Annotated in this window: 25 protein-coding genes; 13 read left to right on the forward strand and 12 right to left on the reverse strand. The window is 51.1% G+C overall.

All coding sequences use genetic code 11. From position 1 onward, the window contains the following. Window positions 1–223 precede the first annotated feature (223 nt). Entirely contained in the window at window positions 224–883 is a 660-nt protein-coding gene (yccA, locus tag OGX92_RS22845; protein ID WP_079938022.1) for an FtsH protease modulator YccA, read from the forward strand. A gap of 88 nt (window positions 884–971) precedes the next feature. After that, on the forward strand, window positions 972–1,301 hold the full coding sequence (gene tusE / locus OGX92_RS22850; RefSeq protein WP_003832010.1) for a sulfurtransferase TusE: 330 nt from the start codon (window positions 972–974) through the stop codon (window positions 1,299–1,301). On the opposite strand, the gene yccX is transcribed toward tusE, so the two are convergent. Further along, window positions 1,298–1,579, reverse strand: a complete 282-nt coding sequence (yccX, locus tag OGX92_RS22855; protein ID WP_003832008.1) for an acylphosphatase — start codon at window positions 1,577–1,579, stop codon at window positions 1,298–1,300. The genes tusE and yccX overlap by 4 nt on opposite strands. 94 nt (window positions 1,580–1,673) lie before the next feature. On the opposite strand from yccX, the gene rlmI reads away from it, so the two are divergent. Next, entirely contained in the window at window positions 1,674–2,864 is a 1,191-nt protein-coding gene (gene rlmI, locus OGX92_RS22860; RefSeq protein ID WP_008784294.1) for a 23S rRNA (cytosine(1962)-C(5))-methyltransferase RlmI, read from the forward strand. Between the two features lie 57 nt (window positions 2,865–2,921). Further along, entirely contained in the window at window positions 2,922–3,239 is a 318-nt protein-coding gene (gene hspQ / locus OGX92_RS22865) for a heat shock protein HspQ (RefSeq protein ID WP_003035905.1), read from the forward strand. Window positions 3,240–3,306: 67 nt separating this feature from the next. Here the strand turns inward: hspQ and OGX92_RS22870 are convergent, their stop codons facing one another. Continuing rightward, window positions 3,307–3,720: a CoA-binding protein gene (locus tag OGX92_RS22870; protein ID WP_286587122.1), complete on the reverse strand. Its 414-nt coding sequence runs from the start codon at window positions 3,718–3,720 to the stop codon at window positions 3,307–3,309. 172 nt (window positions 3,721–3,892) lie between these two features. On the opposite strand from OGX92_RS22870, the gene csgI reads away from it, so the two are divergent. Further along, window positions 3,893–4,555 carry a curli synthesis inhibitor gene (gene csgI / locus OGX92_RS22875; RefSeq protein WP_008784291.1) on the forward strand — a complete coding sequence of 221 codons (663 nt, stop codon included), beginning with the start codon at window positions 3,893–3,895 and terminating at the stop codon, window positions 4,553–4,555. A 93-nt stretch (window positions 4,556–4,648) separates the two neighbouring features. Beyond that, window positions 4,649–5,107, forward strand: coding sequence for a methylglyoxal synthase (mgsA, locus tag OGX92_RS22880; protein WP_003035897.1), 459 nt, complete (start codon window positions 4,649–4,651; stop codon window positions 5,105–5,107). Between the two features lie 32 nt (window positions 5,108–5,139). Here the strand turns inward: mgsA and helD are convergent, their stop codons facing one another. Then, the gene (helD, locus tag OGX92_RS22885) at window positions 5,140–7,194 is read right to left on the reverse strand and encodes a DNA helicase IV (RefSeq protein ID WP_286587124.1); all 2,055 of its coding nucleotides are present in this window, start codon (window positions 7,192–7,194) and stop codon (window positions 5,140–5,142) included. A gap of 125 nt (window positions 7,195–7,319) precedes the next feature. On the opposite strand from helD, the gene OGX92_RS22890 reads away from it, so the two are divergent. After that, window positions 7,320–7,766, forward strand: a complete 447-nt coding sequence (locus tag OGX92_RS22890) for a YccF domain-containing protein (protein WP_003831998.1) — start codon at window positions 7,320–7,322, stop codon at window positions 7,764–7,766. A gap of 18 nt (window positions 7,767–7,784) precedes the next feature. Continuing rightward, window positions 7,785–9,938, forward strand: a complete 2,154-nt coding sequence (gene yccS, locus OGX92_RS22895) for a YccS family putative transporter (protein WP_003831997.1) — start codon at window positions 7,785–7,787, stop codon at window positions 9,936–9,938. On the opposite strand, the gene OGX92_RS22900 is transcribed toward yccS, so the two are convergent. Further along, window positions 9,916–10,530 carry a TfoX/Sxy family DNA transformation protein gene (locus OGX92_RS22900; protein WP_003831996.1) on the reverse strand — a complete coding sequence of 205 codons (615 nt, stop codon included), beginning with the start codon at window positions 10,528–10,530 and terminating at the stop codon, window positions 9,916–9,918. The genes yccS and OGX92_RS22900 overlap by 23 nt on opposite strands. A gap of 217 nt (window positions 10,531–10,747) precedes the next feature. On the opposite strand from OGX92_RS22900, the gene sulA reads away from it, so the two are divergent. Both sulA and ompA read left to right on the forward strand, forming a co-directional pair. Then, a complete protein-coding gene (gene sulA, locus OGX92_RS22905; protein ID WP_008784287.1) occupies window positions 10,748–11,257 on the forward strand; it encodes an SOS-induced cell division inhibitor SulA in 510 nt (169 codons plus the stop codon). A 357-nt stretch (window positions 11,258–11,614) separates the two neighbouring features. After that, a complete protein-coding gene (ompA, locus tag OGX92_RS22910) occupies window positions 11,615–12,661 on the forward strand; it encodes a porin OmpA (RefSeq protein ID WP_126318575.1) in 1,047 nt (348 codons plus the stop codon). A gap of 88 nt (window positions 12,662–12,749) precedes the next feature. Here ompA and matP read toward each other — a convergent pair whose 3' ends face one another. Then, entirely contained in the window at window positions 12,750–13,202 is a 453-nt protein-coding gene (gene matP, locus OGX92_RS22915) for a macrodomain Ter protein MatP (protein WP_003831992.1), read from the reverse strand. A 185-nt stretch (window positions 13,203–13,387) separates the two neighbouring features. Here matP and OGX92_RS22920 point away from each other — a divergent pair, with 185 nt between their 5' ends. Together OGX92_RS22920 and fabA are read left to right on the forward strand one after the other, a co-directional pair. After that, window positions 13,388–15,148: an AAA family ATPase gene (locus OGX92_RS22920; protein ID WP_003831990.1), complete on the forward strand. Its 1,761-nt coding sequence runs from the start codon at window positions 13,388–13,390 to the stop codon at window positions 15,146–15,148. Between the two features lie 68 nt (window positions 15,149–15,216). Then, window positions 15,217–15,735, forward strand: a complete 519-nt coding sequence (gene fabA / locus OGX92_RS22925) for a bifunctional 3-hydroxydecanoyl-ACP dehydratase/trans-2-decenoyl-ACP isomerase (RefSeq protein WP_003035875.1) — start codon at window positions 15,217–15,219, stop codon at window positions 15,733–15,735. A gap of 107 nt (window positions 15,736–15,842) precedes the next feature. Here the strand turns inward: fabA and rmf are convergent, their stop codons facing one another. The 6 genes from rmf to rlmKL all read right to left on the reverse strand — a co-directional run bounded on the left by rmf (window position 15,843) and on the right by rlmKL (window position 23,769). Continuing rightward, window positions 15,843–16,010, reverse strand: a complete 168-nt coding sequence (rmf, locus tag OGX92_RS22930; protein ID WP_003035871.1) for a ribosome modulation factor — start codon at window positions 16,008–16,010, stop codon at window positions 15,843–15,845. A gap of 256 nt (window positions 16,011–16,266) precedes the next feature. Next, the gene (pqiC, locus tag OGX92_RS22935) at window positions 16,267–16,830 is read right to left on the reverse strand and encodes a membrane integrity-associated transporter subunit PqiC (RefSeq protein ID WP_286587127.1); all 564 of its coding nucleotides are present in this window, start codon (window positions 16,828–16,830) and stop codon (window positions 16,267–16,269) included. Next, complete coding sequence (gene pqiB / locus OGX92_RS22940; RefSeq protein ID WP_003831983.1) at window positions 16,827–18,467, reverse strand: intermembrane transport protein PqiB; 1,641 nt, start codon at window positions 18,465–18,467, stop codon at window positions 16,827–16,829. The genes pqiC and pqiB overlap by 4 nt, the downstream gene beginning before the upstream one ends. A gap of 4 nt (window positions 18,468–18,471) precedes the next feature. Next, window positions 18,472–19,725 (reverse strand): membrane integrity-associated transporter subunit PqiA, encoded by a 1,254-nt coding sequence (pqiA, locus tag OGX92_RS22945; protein WP_003831981.1) that lies wholly within the window; start codon window positions 19,723–19,725, stop codon window positions 18,472–18,474. 15 nt (window positions 19,726–19,740) lie between these two features. After that, window positions 19,741–21,648: an ABC transporter ATP-binding protein gene (locus OGX92_RS22950; RefSeq protein ID WP_003831978.1), complete on the reverse strand. Its 1,908-nt coding sequence runs from the start codon at window positions 21,646–21,648 to the stop codon at window positions 19,741–19,743. A 12-nt stretch (window positions 21,649–21,660) separates the two neighbouring features. Beyond that, window positions 21,661–23,769, reverse strand: a complete 2,109-nt coding sequence (rlmKL, locus tag OGX92_RS22955; protein WP_003831977.1) for a bifunctional 23S rRNA (guanine(2069)-N(7))-methyltransferase RlmK/23S rRNA (guanine(2445)-N(2))-methyltransferase RlmL — start codon at window positions 23,767–23,769, stop codon at window positions 21,661–21,663. A gap of 98 nt (window positions 23,770–23,867) precedes the next feature. Between rlmKL and OGX92_RS22960 the strand changes: the two genes are divergently transcribed. Next, a complete protein-coding gene (locus OGX92_RS22960) occupies window positions 23,868–24,974 on the forward strand; it encodes a YcbX family protein (RefSeq protein WP_126318582.1) in 1,107 nt (368 codons plus the stop codon). Here OGX92_RS22960 and zapC read toward each other — a convergent pair. Continuing rightward, complete coding sequence (gene zapC / locus OGX92_RS22965; protein ID WP_149335621.1) at window positions 24,971–25,513, reverse strand: cell division protein ZapC; 543 nt, start codon at window positions 25,511–25,513, stop codon at window positions 24,971–24,973. The two genes, OGX92_RS22960 and zapC, sit on opposite strands and share 4 nt — an antisense overlap. Between the last annotated feature and the right edge of the window lie 31 nt (window positions 25,514–25,544).

The raw sequence follows: 25,544 nt of genomic DNA on the forward strand, positions 1-25,544 counted from the left end.
CAGAGAGATTCAGGAATAACGCAATATTTTTCAGTTACCTGGTAGATAGCGATCTGACATTTTTGCACATACAGTGCTAACATCTAATTCGGGAACTTTTGTTGAAATAATATGCTTAAGTCTGGCGGGTTAAAATGCGTAAAGATGGGTAAAACCGCTGTGTCATTCCCCTTGATTTCATTATCCTCCATCATTAATTACATCTGTCATAAGAGAGTGACTCATGGATCGTATTATTAGTTCTTCGCGCGAGCGTACATCGCTACTCAGCACGCATAAGGTGCTGCGCAATACCTATTTCCTGCTCAGCCTGACGCTGGCGTTTTCAGCGATCACTGCAACCGCCAGTACCGTACTGATGTTACCTTCTCCGGGACTTATCCTGACGCTGGTGGGTATGTATGGTCTGATGTTCCTGACCTACAAAACGGCAGATAAGCCGGTTGGTATTTTGTCAGCGTTCGCTTTCACTGGCTTCCTGGGCTACATCCTGGGACCAATTCTGAATACCTACCTGTCTGCGGGCATGGGTGATGTTATCGCCATGGCGCTGGGCGGTACGGCGCTGGTCTTCTTCAGCTGCTCGGCCTATGTGCTGACCACGCGTAAAGATATGTCCTTCCTCGGCGGTATGCTGATGGCGGGTGTTGTGGTGGTGTTGATTGGTATGGTTGCAAATATCTTCCTGCAACTGCCGGCATTACATCTGGCAATCAGCGCGGTGTTCATTCTGATTTCTTCAGGCGCAATCCTGTTTGAAACCAGCAATATCATCCGCGGCGGTGAAACCAACTATATTCGTGCCACCGTTAGCCTGTATGTTTCGCTGTACAACATCTTCGTCAGCCTGCTGAGTATTCTGGGCTTCGCCAGCCGCGATTAAGATGTCCACTCGCATTATCCAGCCCCGCTTATGCGGGGCTTTCTTTTTTGGTAAACTGCCGCCAGTTTGACTAACGAAGTGACGAATTATGTTGATCTTTGAAGGTAAAGAAATCAGTACCGATAGCGAAGGCTATCTGAAAGATACCACGCTGTGGAGCGAGGCGCTGGCGGAGAGAATCGCCGAAAACGAAGGCATTACGCTCTCCGCGGAACACTGGGAAGTGGTGCGTTTTGTCCGCGAGTTTTATCTGGAGTTTAATACCTCCCCCGCTATCCGCATGCTGGTAAAAGCGATGGCCAGCAAGTTTGGCGAAGAGAAAGGCAACAGCCGTTATCTCTACCGCCTGTTCCCGAAAGGTCCGGCCAAGCAGGCGACTAAAATTGCCGGCCTGCCGAAACCGGTGAAATGTATTTAATAGCGGATACTAAATCCTTTTAGCTCGTCGCCAGGACGATGTGGTTCACTGAGAACCCGATCAACCCTGGCGCTGCTCGGCCCCCCGGCTTTCAACCACTTCATCAGTTGTTCTACCCGGTTGCTTTCACCGCAGGCGACAACCTCTACGCTGCCGTCATCCATATTCTTCGCGTAGCCGGTCAACCCCAGCCGTTGTGCTTCATGCTGGGTGGTGTAGCGAAATCCTACCCCCTGAACCCGGCCATAGACCCAGGCGATTATGCAGACTTTCGACATTGCTGTTCTCCTTATCATCACAGCGTGCGTTGCAAATATGCAAAAAACTCAGGACAATGGCGCCCATTTCTTTGAATTGACAGAATAGTAAATTATGAGTGTACGTTTAGTGTTAGCCAAAGGGCGCGAAAAATCATTACTTCGCCGCCATCCGTGGGTATTTTCCGGTGCTGTCGCCCGTATGGAAGGTAAAGCCAACCTCGGTGAAACCATCGATATTGTTGACCATCAGGGTAAATGGTTAGCACGCGGCGCGTACTCACCCGCGTCGCAGATCCGTGCACGCGTCTGGACATTCGACAAGTCTGAGTCCATCGATATTGATTTCTTCACCCGTCGTCTGCAGCAGGCGCAGACATGGCGTGACTGGCTGGCGAAAAAAGACGGCCTGGACAGTTACCGTCTGATCGCCGGAGAATCCGATGGCCTGCCGGGCATCACCATTGACCGCTTCGGCAACTTCCTGGTGTTGCAGTTGCTCAGTGCGGGGGCTGAATACCAACGCGCCGCGCTGATTAGCGCTCTGCAAATTGTTTTCCCGGACTGCGCCATTTATGACCGTAGCGATGTGGCCGTACGTAAAAAAGAAGGTATGGAGCTGACTCAAGGGCCAGTAACGGGTGAGCTTCCGCCAGCCCTGCTGCCAATTGAAGAGCACGGAATGAAGCTGCTGGTTGATATTCAGCATGGTCACAAAACCGGCTATTACCTCGATCAACGCGACAGCCGCCTGGCCACGCGTCGTTATGTGGAAAATCAGCGTGTGCTGAACTGTTTCTCTTACACCGGCGGCTTTGCGGTCTCAGCATTAATGGGCGGATGCCGTCAGGTCGTCAGCGTTGACACCTCTCAGGAAGCGCTCGATATTGCCCGCCAGAACGTGGAACTGAACAAGCTGGATCTAAGCAAAGCTGAGTTCGTGCGTGATGATGTGTTCAAACTTCTGCGTGCTTATCGCGATCGTGGTGAGAAATTCGACGTCATCGTTATGGATCCGCCGAAATTTGTCGAAAACAAAAGTCAGTTGATGGGCGCCTGCCGCGGCTATAAGGACATCAATATGCTGGCTATTCAGTTGCTCAATCCGGGCGGTGTGCTGCTGACATTTTCCTGCTCTGGGCTAATGACCACCGATTTATTTCAGAAAATCATCGCTGATGCCGCAATAGATGCTGGTCGTGATGTACAATTTATAGAGCAGTTCCGTCAGGCCGCCGATCACCCGGTGATCGCTACCTACCCGGAAGGGCTGTATCTGAAAGGGTTTGCCTGTCGCATCATGTAACTTGAAAAGTGGAATATTACCCTTACATAAAGGGTATCTATTTCCCGGGAGGTGACTATGATTGCCAGCAAATTCGGTATCGGCCAGCAGGTCCGCCATTCCCTGTTAGGTTACCTCGGAGTGGTCGTGGATATCGACCCGGAATATTCGCTTGATCAACCGTCAGCCGATGAGTTGGCGGTTAACGACGAACTTCGCGCCGCTCCCTGGTATCACGTGGTGATGGAAGACGATAATGGTCTGCCAGTGCATACGTATCTGGCCGAAGCACAACTGAGTAGTGAGCTTCAGGAAGAACATCCGGAGCAACCGTCGATGGATGAACTGGCGCGAACAATTCGAAAACAGCTTCAGGCCCCGCGCCTGCGCAATTGATGCTAAAACAGACCCGATGGCGATTCGCTAATCGGGCCTGTGCGTTTTGTTCGGCTACAGATCAGTCTTACTTCGCCAGTCCCAACCGCGGGATCTCAATCGCCGGGCAGCGATCCATCACCACCGTCATCCCTGCATCGCGAGCCAGCACGGCTGCCTGCTCGTTAATCACGCCGAGCTGCATCCATAGGGTCTTCGCGCCGATGGCAATTGCCTCCTGAGCAACACCCCACGCCGCTTCAGAATTACGGAAGACATCTACCATATCCACTTTCTCTGGTACATCTGCCAGCGTCGCATAGCCCTGCTGCCCCAGCAGCGTTTTTCCAGCAATCTTCGGTGAAACAGGAATAACGTGATAGCCCTGATCGAGTAAATATTTCATCACCCGATAGCTTGGACGATCGGGTTTATCGCTTGCCCCCACCAGTGCAATCGTGCGGGTTGTTGTCAAAATGCCAGCAATATCGGTCTCTTTCATCGTTTTCCTCCAGGCTGTTTAGCAAAGTGTACGACAAACCTGACTTTGCAACCATTCATCCCATACTGGCGCATGAGAGCTAAACTCAAAAATATGTCTATATGTTAGTAAACATGATTATCGAAAAATTTAGATACATCTTATACAGATATTTTCTGGACAGGAGAAACCTATGAAAGCCGGCATTGTGACAGCCTTGATTGCCCTATGTTTGCCGGCAACCGTTTTTGCTACCTCTTTACGTCTGTCCAATGATATTGACCTTCTGGTACTGGACGGAAAAAAAGTCTCCAGCTCATTACTGCGTGGTGCCGACAGTATTGAGCTGGAAAATGGTCGGCACCAGCTCGTGTTTCGCGTAGAAAAAACCATTCGCCTGTCCAGCCACGAAGAACGTCTGTATATTTCGCCTCCGTTGGTCATCAGCTTTGATACCCAACTCGTCAGTCAGGTTAATTTCCACCTCCCACGTCTGAGCAACGAGCGGGATGCAACGCATTTTGATGATGCCCCGCGCGTAGAACTGCTGGATGGGGATTCCATGCCTATACCGGTTAAGCTGGATATTCTGTCAATCACGTCCACCGCAAAAATCGTAGATTATGAAATGGAAACAGAGCGCTATAACAAAGCGGCTAAGCATGCATCTTTACCGCAATTTGCCACAATGATGGCCGATGACAGTTCGCTGCTTTCCGGGGTGTCTGAACTGGATCGCGTGCCGCCTCAGTCGCAAACACTGACCGAGCAGCGCTTAAAATATTGGTTTCAACAGGCTGACGCGCAAACGCGAAGTAACTTCTTACAATGGGCGGAGAAACAACCCCCATCGTGACATTTATGTTCGTATACGCATTTTTTTTGTCTTTCTCTTGCAGCGTCAAGAGCTTCCAGTACTCTGTAACAAGGTTAACTTGGGAGCTGTACTATGGAATTAACGACTCGCACATTGCCAGCGCAGAAACATATTGCGTTGGTCGCACACGATCACTGCAAAAAGATGTTGATGAGCTGGGTTGAACGCCACCAGCCATTACTGGAAAAACACGTTCTGTATGCTACAGGAACAACAGGAAACTTAATTCAACGCGCGACAGGAATGGACGTCAACGCCATGCTGAGCGGCCCAATGGGGGGTGACCAGCAGGTAGGTGCGCTGATTTCAGAAGGGAAAATTGATGTGCTGATTTTCTTCTGGGATCCGCTCAACGCCGTTCCCCACGATCCTGATGTCAAAGCCCTGCTACGCCTGGCCACGGTCTGGAACATTCCAGTCGCCACTAACGTGTCAACCGCTGATTTTATTATCCAGTCGCCAAACTTCAACGACGCAACGGATATCTTGATCCCGGATTACGCCCGTTATCTGGCAGAACGTCTCAAATAAGCGCTAAGCAGGCGGTAATTACCGCCTGCTTTTCAGGGTTTCCGGGTCACCGGAACGTCTAATTGCTTAAGCTCATCAACAAAGCATGATGGCGCGTCTTTGCTAAACAGTAGCCATACCCGATGCCGCGCACGCGTTAGCGCCACATACAGCAACCGTCTCTCTTCTGCATCAGGAAAATCTTCAACAGCCGGGAGTAACGCCTCTTCCATAATCGACTCACGAGCCGGAGCCGGGAAACCGTCATTCCCTTCATGAAGCCCCATAACAATGACGTAATCCGCCTGCTGCCCTTTGCTGGCATGAATAGTCATAAAATCCAGCTGCAGCTTGGGCCAGCGGGTGGCCGCTTTGTCCAGGCTGGCAGGTTTGAGATGATGGTATCGCGCCAGCACCAGAATTCTCTCTTCGGCTTTCACAAAACCCGACAGCTTATCCAGCAAAAGATCTAACTGGCTTTCGTCGAGCAACGTGACGGCTTTTTTATCACCGGTCATCAGACTGTTCAGCGGTTTCGTGAGCTGATGTGGGTTTTGCTGGATAAACTGGTTTGCGACTTCGCCAATACGGCTATTAAAACGGTAAGTCGTATCCAGATTACAGCTATCGCCCTCACCAAAATTTTGCTGAAATGCGGTTGTCAGAGAAAGCTGTGCTCCGCTGAACCGGTAAATGGCCTGCCAGTCATCTCCCACGGCAAACAGCGTAGTCTGCGAGTTTTGCTTACGCAAGGCGGCTAACAGGGCGGCGCGCTGAGGGGAAATATCCTGAAATTCATCGACCAGAATATGTTTCCACGGACTGATAAACCGCCCCTTCTCCAGAATGACAATAGCCTGATGGATCAACCCGGAGAAATCGACGGCATTCTCATCCTTCAGGGCACTCTTCCAGGCCTTGAGCAGCGGCGCCATTAGCTTTATGCGTTTACTGAACAGATCACGGATCTCCTCCGGAGCATTAGCAATCATCTCCGCCTGTGCTCCGCCATGCATACGCATCAAACTAACCCAGCGATCCAACCGGGAAGCCAGACGACGCTGTAATTTTTCGTCATCCCAGAAGTTACCTTCGGGTACAGACCACTGCATTTCTTCTTCTAACCATTGTCGCCAGCCTTTAGCCTGAGCCTTTTTCTCACTGCACTGCTGACGCCAGGTTGTTATAAAGAGTTTGTTGCGCGCGATAGCATCATTTTCCAGCTTGCTCACCGTTGGAACTTTTTTGCTACCTTGCGAAATAATGTGCAACGCCAGTGCATGGAACGTCCGCGCGGTGACCTCATCCGTATGCAGACGCTCACGGATGCGGTCATCCATCTCCTGGGCTGCTTTGCGTCCAAACGCCAGCAACAGGATCTGTTCTGGTGCGGCTTCTCCTCGTGCAAGCAACCAACCCGCCCGGGCAACCAACACAGATGTTTTACCGCTTCCAGCACCTGCAAGTACCAACAATGATTGCTCACCGTTCACCACCGCGCGCGCCTGAGCAGGGTTCAACGGCGAAGATTCAACATGCTGGAAAAACTCGGCATACTCTTCCCGCATTGCATCGGTGTACGCCTGATTGTGCTGTAAGCGACAGGCTTCAATGTCTTTCAACCATGTCTGGCATTGACGTAACGCCTCCCGGCAATTTTCAAATTCCTCCAGCCGATTAACCGGGAGCGGTAACGCGGCAAAGGCACGGCGAATTTGCTGCTGCAGCCCTGACGTTTGTTCGCGCGTCAGCCATTTACTTTCACTAGTACGCGCCGCTATCGCATCCAATTGCTGCTGTAAAACCCCGGCAGCGATGTCACTCATTTCCTGGCTCCACTGTTGCCAGAGCGCATTCAAATGATGATGGAAGCGCTGGGTTTCCGCCCACTCTGTACCGTGAAGACGAACCACCTTCTCATCCGGGAGTACAAACTCCAGCTCGCCCCATACCAAGCCGCGTTTGCAATGAATCGCCAGTAACTGATTGAAGGGAATAAGATACTCGTGACGATCGCCGGAAACTTTAATCCCGGCATTGAGAATAACGGCCCGATCGTAAGGGTGTTGTGCCAGACGTTTTCCAAGAGAAGTTGCTTTCAGTTCCATAAGACTCAAGCGGATCCACACGAAGAGGTTTGCTTATCAGTGTAACCGCCAGAGAAAACGTGCTCCAGCCCAAAAAAACGTTACAATTGCCGAATTCACAGAAAACCAGAGTTAACCGAGGGTTTATGCGTACTGTTCTGAATATTTTAAATTTTGTGCTTGGGGGGTTCGCCACCACCCTTGCCTGGTTACTGGCAACGCTGGTCAGTGTCGTGCTTATTTTTACTTTACCCTTGACCCGTTCATGCTGGGAGATAACCCGACTTTCGCTGTTTCCCTATGGTAACGAAGCGATTCATGTCGATGAACTGAATCCGGCCGGTAAAAGCGTCCTGTTAAATACCGGCGGCACCGTGCTCAATATTTTCTGGCTGATTTTCTTCGGCTGGTGGTTGTGCCTGATGCACATTATCTCTGGTATTGCCCAGTGCATAACGATTATTGGTATTCCGGTTGGCATTGCAAACTTTAAAATCGCTGCCATTGCGCTCTGGCCGGTGGGTCGCCGTGTGGTTTCAGTAGAAGTTGCCCGTGCAGCGCGTGAAGCCAATGCGCGTCGTCGTTTTGAATAATCAGGACCGATGGCCTTTATGTTAAGTCCTCTGCTCAAACGCTATACCTGGAACAGCACATGGCTGTACTACGTGCGGATTTTTATCGCGCTATGCGGCACAACAGCGCTGCCCTGGTGGCTGGGCGATGTCAAGCTGACCATCCCGCTCACGCTGGGCATGGTCGCTGCCGCACTTACCGATCTGGACGATCGTCTCGCAGGCCGACTACGCAATTTAATCATCACACTGGTGTGCTTTTTTATTGCCTCAGCCTCCGTTGAACTGCTCTTCCCATGGCCATGGCTGTTTGCTATTGGGTTAACGCTTTCCACCAGCGGCTTTATTCTGCTGGGGGGATTAGGCCAGCGCTATGCAACTATTGCTTTTGGTGCATTGCTGATCGCCATTTACACGATGCTGGGCACCTCGCTTTACGATCAGTGGTATCAACAACCAATCCTGCTGCTCGCTGGCGCTATCTGGTATAACCTGCTGACGCTCACCGGACATCTTCTGTTCCCCATCCGCCCCTTACAGGACAATCTGGCACGCAGCTACGAACAGTTAGCGCACTACCTGGAACTGAAATCGCGTCTTTTTGACCCCGACATAGAAGATGAAAGCCAGGCACCGTTGTATGATTTAGCTCTCGCGAATGGCCAACTGATGGCAACGCTGAATCAGACTAAAGTGTCGCTGCTGACCCGCCTGCGCGGTGACCGTGGACAACGGGGAACACGTCGCACGCTACATTACTATTTTGTGGCGCAGGATATTCATGAACGCGCAAGCTCCTCACATATTCAGTATCAAACGCTACGCGATCATTTCCGTCACAGCGATGTGATGTTCCGTTTCCAGCGGTTGATGTCGATGCAAGGGCAAGCCTGTTCACAATTATCTCGCTGTATTTTATTGCGCACGCCTTACCAGCACGATCCGCACTTTGAGCGAGCCTTCACCCATATAGATGCTGCACTTGAGCGCATGCGCGCCAGTGGTGAACCTGCCGACCTGCTCAATACGCTGGGTTTTTTACTGTCAAACCTACGGGCAATCGACGCGCAGCTTGCTACCATCGAATCCGAACAGGCTCAGGTACTCTCGCGCAATGAGTCTGAAAATCAGCTTGCCGATGACAGTCCCCATGGATTCAGTGATATCTGGTTACGTCTGAGCCGTAATTTCACCCCTGAGTCTGCTCTGTTTCGCCATGCCGTTCGCATGTCGTTAGTACTCTGTGTTGGTTATGCCATTATCCAGATAACCGGCATGAATCACGGATACTGGATCTTGCTGACCAGCCTGTTTGTCTGTCAGCCAAACTACAACGCCACCCGACATCGCCTGGCGCTCAGGATTATCGGCACGTTGGTTGGGATTGCCATTGGTTTACCGATCCTGTGGTTTGTGCCCTCTCTCGAGGGGCAACTGATACTCCTGGTGATCACTGGCGTACTGTTTTTTGCCTTTCGCAACGTCCAGTATGCGCATGCCACCATGTTTATCACGCTGCTGGTGTTACTGTGCTTTAACCTGCTCGGCGAAGGTTTTGAGGTTGCGCTGCCGCGTGTCATCGATACGCTAATTGGCTGTGCTATCGCCTGGGCTGCTGTCAGTTTCATCTGGCCAGACTGGCGTTTTCGTAACCTACCACGGGTAATTGAACGGGCGACTGACGCTAACTGCCGCTACCTTGATGCAATTCTCGAACAATATCATCAGGGTCGTGATAATCGTCTGGCCTACCGTATCGCTCGCCGTGATGCGCATAATCGTGATGCTGAACTCGCCTCCGTGGTATCAAACATGTCGAGCGAGCCGGATGTCACGGCCCAAACCCGCGAAACGGCGTTCCGTTTACTGTGTCTCAACCATACGTTTACCAGCTATATTTCTGCGCTAGGCGCACATCGCGAACAGTTGACCAATCCAGACGTTTTGGCATTGCTGGATGACGCTGTTTGCTATGTTGATGATGCCCTTCACCATCAACCCGCTGACGAGCAGCGTGTATACCAGGCGTTAGAAGGGCTGAAGCAGCGAATTCAGCATCTGGAACCACGCCCGGACAGTAAAGAGCCGCTGGTCGTTCAGCAAGTTGGGCTATTGATCGCTCTACTCCCGGAGATCCGGCGATTACAGCAGCAAATTGACGTGCTGCCGTCTAATACCCCGGTTCCGGCGTAAGAGAACTTACCCACTCAACCAGCTCCTGGCGACGCGTCGCCGGGAGCGCGGCTTCATGTATCCCCCCTACCGCGCCTTCAAGGGCATAGAGTACTTTTACCGTCAGAGCCGGGTTATTTTGCCGAAGTTTCAGCCAGCACATTTGTGCTCCCAACGATCGCATGGTCCCCTCATCTTTAATTCCAGCTTCATTCAGCAGAGTCTCCAGATGAAACGTCATATTCGGCAATTCCCGCAGACGATGCTGGGCAAAGCGACTTTGTTTCTCCTTAACCGCAGCATCCAACGAATATCGCGATAACGACACCAGCTGCTGCTGGTTTTGCCACAGGGCATCGTTCACCTGGTAATAATTAAGTACAAGAGGACGTCCGCGCTTAATAAATGTCAGCCAGACAGGAGAATTTTGTACACAATACTGGGCGCTCTGCTCACAGGCGCGAAGATACAGCTCACCATTAGCGACCATGGCAAAGACCGTATCGCCAACCGTCAGACTGTAACCACCAAACAGTGAGCGATAGTGAATTGTCCCCAGAGAAGCCAGATATTCCTGCGATTTATAGATCCTTGCATAAGAAAGCTCTTTCATAAAAATCCTTTTTAAATCATAACGTAAGCAAATGATTTTCAGTAGCGGATCCGTTAATGACGAAAATAGGCAACTTATGCGTATGGGGCAAGATGAATTTTATTTTTCCCGTGACGACGACTAAAAATTGCGAACCTGTTTCCGAAAATAAGGTTGATCTTTGTTGACGGCAGGGTTACTGTATATCCATACAGTAACTCACAGGGCTGGATTGATTATGTACACTTCAGGCTATGCAAATCGTTCATCGTCGTTCTCTTCCACATCAAGCAACATTGCGCGCGTTTCATCAGAGAACGCAACCGCTGGGCTTATCAGTGAAGTTGTCTATCGCGAGGACCAGCCCATGATGACACAACTGCTGCTGCTTCCCCTGCTGCAACAGTTAGGGCAACAATCACGCTGGCAGCTGTGGCTGACGCCTCAGCAAAAATTAAGTCGGGAGTGGGTGCAGTCAGCTGGACTTCCATTGACGAAAGTCATGCAAATTAGTCAGCTCTCCCCCTGCAATACGCTGGAATCAATGATTCGTGCGCTACGCACGGGTAATTACAGTGTTGTCATTGGCTGGCTGGCGGAAGAATTAACGGAAGATGAACATGCCGAACTGGTCAAAGCGGCTGATGAAGGTAATGCGATGGGTTTTATCATGCGTCCGGTTCGCGCCCAGACACTTGCGGGGAGACAGCATTCCGGGCTAAAAATTCACTCGAATTTGTATCATTGAGTAAAATTAGGATTTATCCTGGAATTTTTTTTCATCTCTCAATTTGTCTTTGAGCTGTAATGTGTTTTTCGTCTGAACGCTTGTCAGAAGCGGTTTTCAGGATATCCTCAGTACATTTATTCAGCTATAAATGTTAAATATTGTGTATACAAGCCTTTTTTTTTCATATGCCTGACGGACTTCACACTTGTAAGTTTTCAACTACGTTGTAGACTTTACATCGCCAGGGGTGCTCGGCGTAAGCCGCAGATATCGGTAGAGTAACTATTGAACTGGTCCCCGGGTGAAGGATTTAACCGTGTTATCTCTCTTCGGAGATATTCATGGCGAATTTTGGATGATAACGAGGCGCAAAAAATGAAAAAGACAGCTATCGCAATTGCAGTGGCACTGGCTGGTTTCGCTACCGTGGCGCAGGCCGCTCCGAAAGATAACACCTGGTATACTGGTGCTAAACTGGGCTGGTCTCAGTTCCATGATATTGGCAACAACCGTATCGACAACAACGGTCCGACCCACGAAAGCCAACTGGGTGCCGGTGCGTTCGGTGGTTACCAGGTTAACCCGTACGTTGGTTTTGAAATGGGTTACGACTGGTTAGGCCGTATGCCATACAAAGGCAGCGAGCAGAATGGCGCTTTCAAAGCTCAGGGCGTTCAGCTGACCGCTAAACTGGGTTACCCAATCACTGACGATCTGGACGTTTATACCCGTCTGGGTGGTATGGTTTGGCGTGCAGACGCTAAAAACAACACTGGCTTCAAAGACCACGACACTGGTGTATCCCCAGTATTCGCTGGTGGCGTAGAGTATGCAATTACTCCTGAAATCGCTACCCGTCTGGAATACCAGTGGACCAACAACATCGGTGACGCGAACACCGTTGGCGGTCGTCCAGATAACGGTCTGTTGAGCGTTGGTGTTTCTTACCGTTTCGGCCAGCAGGAAGAAGCAGCTCCAGTAGTTGTTGCTCCGGCTCCGGCTCCAGAAGTACAGACCAAGCACTTCACTCTGAAGTCTGACGTTCTGTTCAACTTCAACAAAGCAACTCTGAAACCAGAAGGCCAGCAGGCTCTGGACCAGATGTACAGCCAGCTGAGCAACCTGGATCCGAAAGACGGTTCCGTAGTGGTTCTGGGCTTCACTGACCGCATCGGTTCTGACGCTTACAACCAGGCGCTGTCCGAGAAACGTGCTCAGTCCGTTGTTGATTACCTGATCTCTAAAGGTATTCCTTCTGACAAAATCTCTGCACGTGGCATGGGTGAATCCAACCCAGTTACTGGCAACACCTGTGACAACGTGAAAGCTCGCGCTGCACTGATCGACTGCCTGGCTCCGGATCGTCGTGTTGAGATCGAAGTTAAAGGCATCAAAGACGTTGTAACTCAGCCTCAGGCTTAAGTTATCGTCTTATAAAAAACCCCGCCATGCGGGGTTTTTTTTCATCTTTTTTCATCCAAAGTAAGCCACGTGTTAAACCAGCCGACCGCTACTCTTTTCCCAGCAACGCCTGTAAATCCTGTTTCAATGTCGACATTTTGTTCGCGTACTTCTCTTTATGCTCTGCGTCTTCAATTAGCTGCACAATAGTTTCAGAAAGCGTTTTTCCGCGCCGCTGCGCAAGACCAGCCAGACGCTGCCAGACCATGAACTCCAGATCGATGGATTTCTTCCGCGTATGCTGATGCTCAGCATTAAAGTGCCGCTTGCGCCTGGCACGTATGGTTTGTTTCATACGATTAAGAAGCGCAGAATTCATGTGTTCTTCAATCCAGGCATTAACCCGAACCGGTTCATTTTCGAGGGTTAGCAATAAATCAACGGCTTCTTTGGCAGCGCTGGCCTCGACGTAACGGGTGATTAATTCCCCCTCACGATGCTTCTTCACCAGATACTTCCATTTCCAGCCGCTTTCAAGGTTTTCAAGTTGTTGATATTTCATTGCGATCTCAATGTTACCGTGTAACTCTTATCAGAATATCAGCTTTTTCGGCATCTGAAGAAAAGAATATCCAGCCTGTGAACTGCCGCGCGTCATCACAACCGTTTCACGGCGCTTTCCAGGTGTTTAGTGGTGAGGGTTACGGTATAATCTCGTTTTTTACAACAGACTAAAAAACATCAACTTTGACCATTACGAAACTTGCATGGCGTGATCTGGTTCCTGATACCGACAGTTATCAGGAAGTATTTGCACAGCCGCACGTCACTGACGACACCGACACCTTACTTAGTGATACTCAGCCACGTTTACAATTCGCGCTAGAGCAGCTTCTTCAGCACTGGACAACATCCTCGTTCATGTTGGTAAAAGCACCGGAAGAGCTTGAGTATCTCAACCTTATTGCAAAGGCTGCACGTCCCTTGCACACGGATGCAGGAAGCCTGACTGGCGGTCATTACGACATCTCCGGTCACACTATTCGTTATCGTACAGCTGAGAAAGCGGAAGACAATTTTGCGACGTTGACGCAGGTGGTCAGCGCTGACTGGGCCGAAGCCGAACAACTGTTTGGCTGTCTGCGTCAGTTCAATGGAGAAATTACGCTGCAGCCAGGTCTGGTACATCAGGCCAATGGAGGTGTGCTGGTTATCTCATTGCGCACGCTGTTGGCCCAACCTCTGTTGTGGATGCGCCTGAAAGCCATTGTCAGCCACGAACGTTTTGATTGGGTAGCTTTTGATGAGTCTCGCCCGCTGCCTGTCTCCGTTCCCCCTATGCCGCTTAAACTGAAAGTTATTTTGGTGGGTGAGCGTGAATCGCTGGCGGATTTCCAGGACATGGAACCAGAACTGGCTGAGCAGGCCATTTACAGCGAGTTTGAAGATAATCTGCAGATAGTGGATGCCGAAACCATGACGCAATGGTGTCAGTGGGTCACGCATACCGCCATACGCAATAATTTGCCCTACCCCGCTCCTGATGCCTGGCAGGTTCTGATCCGTGAAGCCGTTCGCTATACCGGTGAACAGGATACATTGCCGCTTAACCCGCTGTGGATCACCCGACAGTTCAAAGAGGTGGCTCCGTTATGCGAGGGCGAAACCTGCAACGCTGAGCAGGTCAGCCTGATGCTGGCTCAGCGCGAATGGCGTGAGGGATTCCTGGCTGAACGCATGCAGGATGAAATTCTGCAAGAGCAGATCCTTATCGAGACAGAAGGCGAGCGTATTGGCCAGATCAACGCCTTGTCGGTAATTGAGTTTCCAGGCCACCCACGCGCATTTGGCGAGCCTTCTCGTATCAGTTGCGTCGTGCATATTGGCGACGGCGAGTTTACGGATATTGAGCGCAAAGCCGAGCTCGGCGGAAATATTCATGCCAAGGGTATGATGATTATGCAGGCGTTCCTGATGTCGGAACTCCAGCTTGAGCAACAAATCCCCTTCTCTGCCTCACTGACCTTTGAGCAATCTTACAGCGAAGTGGACGGTGACAGCGCGTCTATGGCAGAACTGTGCGCATTGATTAGCGCCCTCGCCGACGTTCCTGTTAATCAAAGTATCGCCATTACAGGTTCTGTCGATCAGTTTGGTCGGGCACAACCTGTCGGTGGTCTGAATGAGAAAATTGAAGGTTTCTTCGCCATCTGCCAGCAGCGCGAACTGACAGGCACACAGGGCGTTATCATTCCTTCGGCTAACGTCAGACACCTCAGCCTGCAGCCTGCGCTGCTACAGGCCATAGAAGAAGAAAAATTCACTATCTGGGCGGTGGACGACGTGACTGATGCGCTACCACTGTTGTTAAATCTGGTGTGGGATGGCGAAGGCCAGACAACGCTGATGCAAACCATTCAGGAGCGTATTGCCACGGCAACGCAACAGGAAGGTCGTCACCGTTTCCCATGGCCGCTACGTTGGCTGAACTGGATTATTCCGAACTGATCGGACTTGTTCAGCGTACACGTGTTAGCTATCCTGCGTGCTTCAATAAAATAAGGCTTACAGAGAACATGGTAGATAAACGCGAATCCTATACGAAAGAAGACCTTCTTGCCTCTGGTCGCGGTGAGCTGTTTGGCGCTAAAGGGCCACAACTGCCAGCACCAAGCATGCTGATGATGGACCGTGTCATCAAGATGACCGAAACCGGTGGCAACTTTGACAAAGGTTATGTTGAAGCTGAACTGGATATCAACCCGGACCTGTGGTTCTTCGGTTGTCACTTTATCGGCGATCCGGTGATGCCGGGCTGTCTGGGTCTCGACGCCATGTGGCAACTGGTTGGATTCTATCTCGGCTGGCTGGGCGGCGAAGGTAAAGGCCGTGCGCTGGGCGTAGGCGAAGTTAAATTCACCGGCCAGGTTCTGCCGACCGCGAAGAAAGTCACTTACCGCATTCACTTCAAACGCATCGTTAACCGTCGCCTGATCATGGGCCTGGCAGATGGTGAAGTGCTGGTTGATGGTCGTCTGATCTATACCGCAAACGATCTGAAAGTGGGTCTGTTCCAGGACACTTCCGCGTTCTAATCCAGAACTGCGAAGCAGCCAGACATTAACGTTTCCCCGTTTTTTCAGGTGTGCAAAAAGGCGAAACCTCCGCTCTGCGGAGGTTTCTTTTATCTAAAGAGACAGAATCAGGCCATTAAAACCCTATCCCCCATGGCTTCTCGCCAGCCTCCCAGCCAGTATGACCTCTGATTCAGCGTCTGATAGGGACACATTTCTTTTGAGCGTCCGGCAATGCCGGCCTGATATCCACGTTGATGTGCCCGTTCCAGGCGATCTCGTTTTTGTCTCTTCATGCCTCGTTTCCCTCATTTTTGGGTCTGGTGGAAAAGAAAACAGTGATTACTAAGTGTGCAATCACACTAAACGAATACCCCTAAACATCAGGCTCGTCAATGCGCAAAATTCACGCCAGTGTCATATTTGTGAGCTACTCGCTAAATCATTTGTACAAAAATAGTCAGTCAGAACAGCTATCTCCACGGCTAAAAAAATAAAAAAAACCGCCCCGGGCAATGAACCAGGGGAGGTATAATTTACAATTATTTAAGCTTAAGGGATGCGTTTCAGCTCTTGAGCAATGGCCATTGCTTCCTGACTCCAGGCATTGGCAAGAACCTTCACCATCTCATCGTAGCCGTCTTTAGTCTGTACAGCTTCGATGTGGAATGGACGTTTGATCAGTTGTCCCTGATGATTCAGCAACCATTCACCGCTCACGATAACCTTACCATCGTACCGACCGTGGAAGCCGGTTACGGTAACGTTCAGCGTGTCCTGAGTGCTTCCCAGCGGCTGTGAAGCGACAACCCAGCCAGGCAACTGCATACTGATGTTCGCAACCAGCGTATTGCGCAATTGCTGATCTAATGGGCTGGCCCAGAGATTATTATTGGCTATCACATATTGCACATCGCTGGTCTGGTAAACCACCCCATTACCGGCCAGATAATCAGGTACCGCAATCTGTTCAACCCACAGCAGACGGTTTCCCTGATTGGCAGAGCTCTGCACACCGCCTTGTGCGATAGGGAGCTGGTAATAGCTTTTATTTTCTCCGCTGGAGCTGCATGACGTCAGCCAGACCGCCATCATCACCACTAGCCACTTTTTCATTGTTTCGCCCTCTTCGGCTCTGGATCTTTTTTGTCCTTCGCTTCAAATACCAGCGCATTACTCTTATCGTTCAACGTTTTCAGTACCGGTTGCAGTTCACGCAGTACCTGATCAAGACGCTGCATATCCGCCACCATCTTGTTGTAGGCCGCGGAACCAGGCTGGAAACCCTGCATACTACGATTTAGTTCACGCAGCGTGTTCTGCATATCCGCCGGCAGATCCTGCATCGACTGACTGGACGTGATCTTGTTCATGTTATCCAGCGTAGTTTGCAGATGTTTCATTGTGCGCTGGCTTTCCGACAGCGTATTAGTTGCCTGCTCAATCATCGGGTTCAGCGGCAGATTGTTAATCTTATCCAACGCTTCCATCAGACGCTGTTGGATCTGCGCCAGACCACCGCTCACGGTCGGAATAATTTGATAACCATTAAATTCGCGCACACCAGTAATCGGCGGCTCTTTCGGGTAGAAGTCGAGATCGACATACAGCGCGCCGGTTACCAGGTTCCCGGTTTTGAGCGATCCTCGTAATCCGCGTTTAAGCAGTTGCTCCAAATGAGCGCCAACATCGGTATCCTCTCCCAGTTGCGCCTTCAGACGTTCTGGTTCAATACGCACCAGCACCGGAATGCGGTAATCATTGTTAAATACCTGACGCATATTCGGTGAGAAGAAAGGTACTTTACTCACCGTACCCAAGCGGATGCCACGGAATTCCAGCGGTGCACCAGGCTGTAGGCCACGAATCGAATCTTTAAAGAACATCAGGTAATCAATATGATCGGTATACAGTGAATCCTGAATACTTTTTTGATCGTCATAAAGATTAAACGCTGATTGTTGTGCGACCGGCTCGCCCTGCTCTAAACCTTCTGGCACATCAAAACTTACACCACCGCCAAACAGCGTGGAGAGCGAACCCATTTCTACGCGCATACCTGCTGAGGTAAGATCTACGGCGATCCCGCTGTCTTTCCAGAAACGTACATTGCTGGTCACCAGACGATCGTTAGGCGCATTGATGAAAAGCTGATAGCTGATCGTACGCTTTTGCGCATCAAATGTGCTGGTTTCAACCGAGCCCACACGATAGCCGCGGAAAAGCACCGGATCGCCTGGACTCAACTGACCGGCTTTTTTGCTGTCCAGAATCACACGGATCCCTTTTGCATCTGGCGGGGCCAACGGCGGTGAATCCAGCAGTTGGTAATTTTCCAGCTTACTGCCTTTATTGCCAGGCTGCAGTTCAATATAAGCCCCGGATAATAGCGTGCCGAGTCCACTGATACCTTCACGTCCAACCTGCGGCTTCACCACCCAAAAGACAGAATCTTTATGCAGCAGCTTTTCCATTCCGGAGTTAAGACGCGCTTTAATCTCCACATGGGTCAAATCATCAGTCAGGGTTGCGCTCTCGACGATACCGACATCCACGCTGCGGCTTTTAATCGTCGTTTTGCCCCCTTCAATACCTTCGGCATTGGTGGTAATTAGCGTGACCTGTGGCCCCTGATGACTGTAGTGATAAAACAGTACCCACGCGCCAATGAGTGCAGTGACGATAGGGAATATCCACACGGGCGACCAGTTTTTTACCTTTTGCACTTTGGCTTCCCCACTTTTAGATTCCATGCTGTCAGGACTCCTCATGGCCTGGTTCTGGTTCACGATCCCACGACAGACGCGGATCAAATGTCATCGCAGAAAACATTGTCATAATGACGACTAAAGCAAACATCAAAGCACCCATTGCAGGATAAATGTTCATTAACCCTCCCATGCGCACCAGCGCAGAGAGTACCGCAATCACAAAGACGTCGATCATTGACCAGCGACCGACAAATTCCACAACTTCATAAATCAGGTGCATACGTTCGCTGTCGCGTTTGCCGTGCCCTTTGGCATCCCAGCATAGCCAGGCAATGGCGATCATTTTCAACGTCGGCACCATAATACTGGCGATAAAAATAACCGCAGCCACCGGATAAGAGCCTTCGCTCCAGATTAAAACCACCCCCTCAAGTATCGTTGATGGCAGCTTTGACCCGAGCAGATCGGTAATCATAATCGGCAAAATATTGGCAGGAAGATAAAGCATGATTGACGTAAACAGTAATGCCAACGTCCATTGCAGACTGTTTTTACGCCGCACATAGCCTTTCGTCTGGCAGCGCGGGCACACCCGTTCATTAGCGGGAAGTATCGCAGTGCAGCAAGAGCAGGAACGCAGTCCCTGTCGAATGCCGGGCACACCAGGTTTTAACTCCTGCTTAATCACTGGCATTGGCGCAATATCATCCCACAGCCAGCGACGGTCAACGCACTGGAATGCGCGCAGTTGCAAAACGCAAAAGAAGCACCACGGAATAAAGCTGCTGCCCACGCCGATATCGCCGTAAGCCATGAGCTTAACGAAGCTGACCAGCACGCCGGCGAGGAAGATTTCCGCCATCCCCCAGCTTTTTAACTGGAACAGGACGCGTGCAAGACCCGCCTTAAGTCTTGCGGGCATCTGCACCCGATTCACCAGCAGCAGGATAGTCAGCAGGCAAAACGCGGGGACCAACTGCACGAATAATAAAAAGAAGGTGCCGAGACTGGCGTAGTCTTCAGAAAAGAGAACGCTGGGGATCTCCAGCAACGTGACTTCGCTGCTCACCCCTGCAACGTTCATATTCACAAAGGGGAAGAGGTTTGACAGAAGCAGCATGAATAATGCTGCTAAAACATAGGCGGTAGGACGCTGCCGCGGCGCGTCCCACTCCACCGTTAACGTAGTGCCACATCGTGGACATGCCGCTTTCTGACCATGCTCAAGGCGAGGTAACGCCACCAGCATGTCACACTGCGAGCACAAAATATGCTTCGCGGCATGGTGATGTTCGCACATATGTGCTCCTTTAAATTATGCGCCGTTCTTCAAAGACTCAAGATACTCCCAGCGCTCAAAGGCTTGCTCAAGTTCTTGTTCCGCTTCGTTCAGACTAGCTAATACCTGTTGTGTTTGCTCATGTGGCTGACTGAAAAAAGCGGCGTCAGCAACCTGCGCTTGTAGCCTTTCCAGTTTAGCTTCCAGTTCTTCAAGCTGCGCGGGGAGTTGCTCGAGTTCGCGCTGCAGTTTATAGCTTAGTTTGCTCGTGCCACGTTTGACAATTTCTGCTTTAGGAGCAACGGCTTCCTCTGTTTTTTTCGTGACCGGTTGTTTAAACGCCACATACTGAGATTGCTGGCTGCGCGCATCATGATAACCACCGACATAACGACCAATTTTACCGCCGCCTTCGAAGATCCAGCATTCAGTTACAGTATTATCCACAAACTGACGGTCGTGGCTTACCAGCAGTACAGTCCCCTGATAGCTATCAATTAGTTCTTCAAGCAGTTCCAGCGTTTCGACGTCAAGATCGTTCGTTGGTTCATCGAGAATCAAAAGATTGCTGGGTTTCAGAAAAAGACGCGCCAACAGCAGGCGATTTCGTTCCCCACCAGAAAGCGCACGCACTGGCGTCATCGCGCGTTTCGGATGGAACAGGAAATCCTGCAGATAACCCAGCACATGGCGAGGTTTACCGTTAACCATCACCTCTTGCTTACCTTCAGCCAGGTTGTCCATCACGGTTTTATCTGGATCCAGTTCGGCGCGGTGCTGATCGAAATAGGCCACTTCCAGCTTGGTGCCGACGTGAATGCGCCCACTGTCAGCCTGAAGCTGGCCTAACATCAACTTCAGCAGCGTTGTTTTGCCGCAGCCGTTCGGTCCGATTAGCGCAATTTTGTCGCTACGTTGTACCTGTGCGGAGAAATCTTTTACCAGCTGCTTTCCATCAACCTGGTAATCCACGTTCTCCATTTCGAAAACAATCTTGCCTGAACGGCTCGCCTCTTCGACCTGCATCTTCGCCGTGCCCATCACTTCGCGGCGTTCGCCACGCTCGCGACGCATGGCTTTCAGTGCGCGCACGCGGCCTTCGTTGCGGGTACGGCGCGCTTTGATCCCCTGACGGATCCAGACCTCTTCCTGCGCCAGCTTGCGGTCAAACTCTGCATTTTGTAACTCTTCTACGCGCAGCGCTTCTTCTTTCTCCAGCAGATACTGATCGTAATTCCCCGGATAAGTCACCAGCTTGCCACGATCGAGGTCGACGATACGTGTCGCCATATTGCGTATAAATGAACGGTCATGGGAAATGAAGATGATTGTCCCATTGAAGGATTTCAGGAACCCTTCCAGCCAGTCGATGGTTTCAATATCCAGGTGGTTCGTTGGTTCATCCAGCAGCAGTACACGCGGATTACTCACTAACGCGCGGCCCAGCGCCGCTTTACGCAGCCAACCGCCTGAAAGCGAAGACAGTGCGGCGTTTGGATCCAGCCCCAACTGCTCCAGCACTTCATTAATACGGCTTTCGAGCTGCCACAGATTGTGATGATCGAGCATTTCCTGAACCCGCGCCATCTCATTCAGATTTCTGTCGCTCGGATCAGTCATCACCAGACGCGAAATATCGTGATAACGCTTGAGATACTCGGCCTGCTCTTCGATACCCTCGGCAACGAAATCATACACGCTGCCCTCAACATTACGCGGCGGATCCTGTTGCAGACGCGCCACAACCAGATCCTGCTCATAAATGATACGCCCGTCGTCAAGCCCCTGCTCACGGTTCAGGATCTTCATCAGCGTCGATTTACCTGCGCCGTTACGGCCAACCAGACAGACGCGTTCGTTATCTTCGATATGCAGTTCTGCATTATCAAGAAGCGGCGCATCGCTGAACGACAGCCATGCACCATGCATACTGATCAATGACATTTATTTATCCTTTCAGGCTGCGGTAATCAGCCAGCAATTGTGGATCTGACGGTTACGGGCAAAATCCTGGGAAAGCGTTTTTTGGGTAATTTCTTGTGCTTTCAATCCCAGTTCAGCCAAACCGTCGAGATCCATACGGAACCCACGTTTGTTGTTGGAGAACATGATCGTGCCGTCTTTACGCAGCAGACGTTTCAGATCTTTCATCAGCGCCAGATGATCGCGCTGCACATCAAACGAATCTTCCATACGTTTTGAGTTAGAGAACGTCGGCGGATCGATGAAAATCAGATCAAACTGTTCATTCGCATCACGCAGCCAGCCCAGGCAATCGGCCTGAATTAAACGGTGAGCGCGACCGCTCAGGCCGTTCAGACGCAAGTTGCGTTCCGCCCATTCCAGATAGGTACGCGACATATCGACCGTCGTAGTACTACGCGCACCGCCCAATCCTGCATGTACGCTGGCGCTGCCGGTGTAGGAAAACAGGTTGAGGAAGTCCTTACCTTTACTCATCTGCCCCAGCATGCGGCGCGCAATACGGTGGTCGAGGAATAAACCCGTATCAAGGTAGTCAGTCAGGTTCACCCACAGGCGCGCGTTGTACTCGCTTACCTCAATGAATTCACCCTTCTCATTCATCTTCTGATACTGATTCTTGCCTTTCTGTCGCTCACGGGTTTTCAGCACCAGTTTGTTTGGCGCGATTTCCAGTACTGACAGCGTGGCGGCAATGATGTCGAACAGGCGTTGACGTGCTTTTTGCGCATCAACCGTCTTCGGCGGGGCGTATTCCTGAACCACGACCCAATCACCGTAACGATCTACTGCAACGTTGTATTCCGGCAGGTCAGCGTCATACAGGCGATAGCATTCAATGCCTTCCTGACGCGCCCATTTTTCCAGCTTCTTAATATTCTTGCGCAGGCGGTTGGCATAATCTTCCGCTACCGTAGCAGGCTTGCTGTCCGCAGTGGTCTCTGCGACGTGATAATTCTTCTGCACACAATCCAGCGGCCCGTTTTTCGCTTTGAACTGCTTGTCGGCACGTAATTGCAGGCTGCTGAGCAGATCCGGCGAGGCGCTGAACAGCGACAAATTCCAGCCGCCAAACTGGTTTTTCATCGTACGGCCCAGCAGGCTGTGCAGGGCAATCAGCGCCGGTTCGCTATCCAGACGTTCGCCGTAAGGCGGGTTACTGATAACTGTCCCATAGGGTCCTTTCGGCAGCGGATTGCTCAATTTGGCGACATCTTTCACGTCAAACGTCATCAGATCGGCGATACCGGCGCGGCGAGCATTACTACGCGCTTTTTCAATCACGCGCGCATCGCTATCGGATCCATAAAAATGCGAGGTATAGTCAGCCAGTCCCTTACGCGCACGCACCTGCGCTTCGGCTTTAACTTCTTGCCAGACGGCTTCGTCGTGTTGCGCCCAACCGCTGAAGCCCCAGTATCCACGGTGCAGACCCGGCGCGCGATCGGTCGCCCACATTGCCGCTTCAATCAGCAGCGTGCCGGAACCACACATCGGATCGAGTAACGGGGTTCCCGGCTGCCAGCCAGAACGCATAACAATTGCCGCGGCCAGCGTCTCTTTAATCGGTGCCTGACCCGCGCGATCGCGATAGCCACGCTGATGCAAACCGTCACCGCTCAGATCGAGCGCAATGCTGGCAGTATCTTTGTTCAACCAGACGTTGATGCGCAGATCCGGAGATTCACGATCCACATTCGGACGCGGCATATTTTTGCGGGTAAAGGCATCGACAATCGCATCCTTGACCTTCAGCGCGCCGTACTGGCTGTTACGAATGGTCTCGTTCAGTCCGCTAAAATGGACGGCAAACGTAGCACCAGGGTTAAATATCTCTGTCCAGTCGATTGCCTGAACGCCGAGGTACAGATCAAGATCGCTGTAGACCTTGCACTCTCCCATCGGCAGGATAATGCGCGAGGCCAGGCGGCTCCACATCAGGCTCTGGTAAACAAGCCGCGTGTCGCCCTTAAAATGGACCCCACCCTGAACGACCTGACACTCCAGCGCGCCGAGGTTTTCCAGTTCAGTTTTTAACAGCTCTTCCAGCCCGCGGGCCGTACTGGCAAACAGAGAATTCATAATGTCACTTTTACTCCGAGAAAATTGCTGCGCATTATAGCTAATATGGGCTGTATGTCATAAAGTTGAAGGCTTATTTTCATTCGAGGGGCTGTACAGTGGTCACGTTAACCCGACTTTTTATTCATCCGGTTAAATCAATGCGCGGCATTGGGCTTACGCATGCCCTGGCAGATATTAGCGGTCTCGCCTTTGATCGCATATTTATGATCACTGAACCTGACGGAACATTCATAACCGCCCGCCAGTTCCCACAAATGGTCCGTTTTACGCCTTCCCCATTCCACGATGGGCTGCATCTTACGGCGCCAGACGGCAGCAGTGCGCTCGTACGATTTGCCGATTTCGCTCCTCAGGATGCACCAACAGAAGTATGGGGAAACCATTTTACCGCGCGTGTTGCGCCAGCGGCTATCAACCAGTGGCTTAGCGGCTTTTTCTCCCGTGAAGTGCAGTTACGCTGGGTCGGCCCGCAGCTGACGCGCCGTGTAAAACGCCATGTTGATGTTCCTTTATCCTTCGCTGATGGTTATCCCTATCTGCTGGCCAACGAAGCATCCCTGCGCGATCTGCAACAGCGCTGTCCGGCAAGCGTCAAAATGGAACAGTTTCGCCCCAATATAGTGGTTTCGGGAGCTGGTGCCTGGGAAGAAGATACCTGGAAAGTGATTCGTATTGGCGACGTCATTTTTGATGTAGCAAAACCCTGTAGCCGCTGTATTTTCACGACAGTTAGCCCGGAAAAAGGTCAGAAACATCCATCCGGTGAACCGCTTGCCACATTGCAAACCTTCCGTACTGCGGTAGATAACGGCGATGTCGATTTCGGTCAGAATCTTATCGCGCGTAACAGTGGCGTTATTCGCGTCGGCGATGAGGTAGAAATTTTGGCAACCGGCCCCGCCAGAGCGTACGGCGCGGCTGAATCAGACGAAACTACACCCGAACAACAACCTGATGCCACGGTGCTTATTGACTGGCAGGGACAGACCTTTCGCGGAAATAATCAGCAGGTATTGCTTGAGCAGTTGGAGAACCAGGGTATCCGGGTTCCCTATTCATGCCGGGCAGGCATTTGCGGATGCTGTCGAATTCGACTGGTAGAAGGTGAAGTTAGCCCGTTGAAGAAATCAGCGATGGGGGACGACGGAACGATTCTGTGCTGTAGCTGTGTTCCCAAAACGGCAATCAGACTGGAGAGCTAAACCGCCTGCTCAAGGCTGAAACTGTCAACAATGGCCTGCGGTTTCAGTCTGTCATTCATTATTTTAATCGCATCGCCAAGCTGCATCGTACGCCCGGCGATAACCACGCCAGGTTGCGCAAGCAGGCAAAGCGCGGCGTTTTCACCCGGCTCAACCACTAACAGGTTTACCTGTTCATCGGTATCGCTTAAATCAACACAGGCTGCGTCACCCACGACCGGCGACCAGTTAATACCGTGTGCGACAAAGTGCCAGCTTTTTGGCATTTGCGGTTTGAGATAACGAATCGCCACCAGCGCATTAAGCACCAGTTCCGCTTTTTGTTCTTTGGCTAAATCCAGGTAGCGACATTTTTCTTCAAAGGAAAAATAAAGCGCGGCGTCATCAACACAAAAACCAGACGGAGAAAATGCATCAGGAGTGAGCATTTTACGAGCAAAACGCGAACGGAATAACATGCCATTGGCTAAATCGAGCATCATACGATCGTGCTCTTCATCATAATACCAGCGCCAGTTATCGTCGGGTTTAATTCGCATCAGTTTCTCTCCTTTCCTTAATCATCACCGT

The organism is Citrobacter sp. Cpo089 (genome assembly GCF_030332695.1).
Classification (GTDB): domain Bacteria; phylum Pseudomonadota; class Gammaproteobacteria; order Enterobacterales; family Enterobacteriaceae; genus Citrobacter; species Citrobacter portucalensis.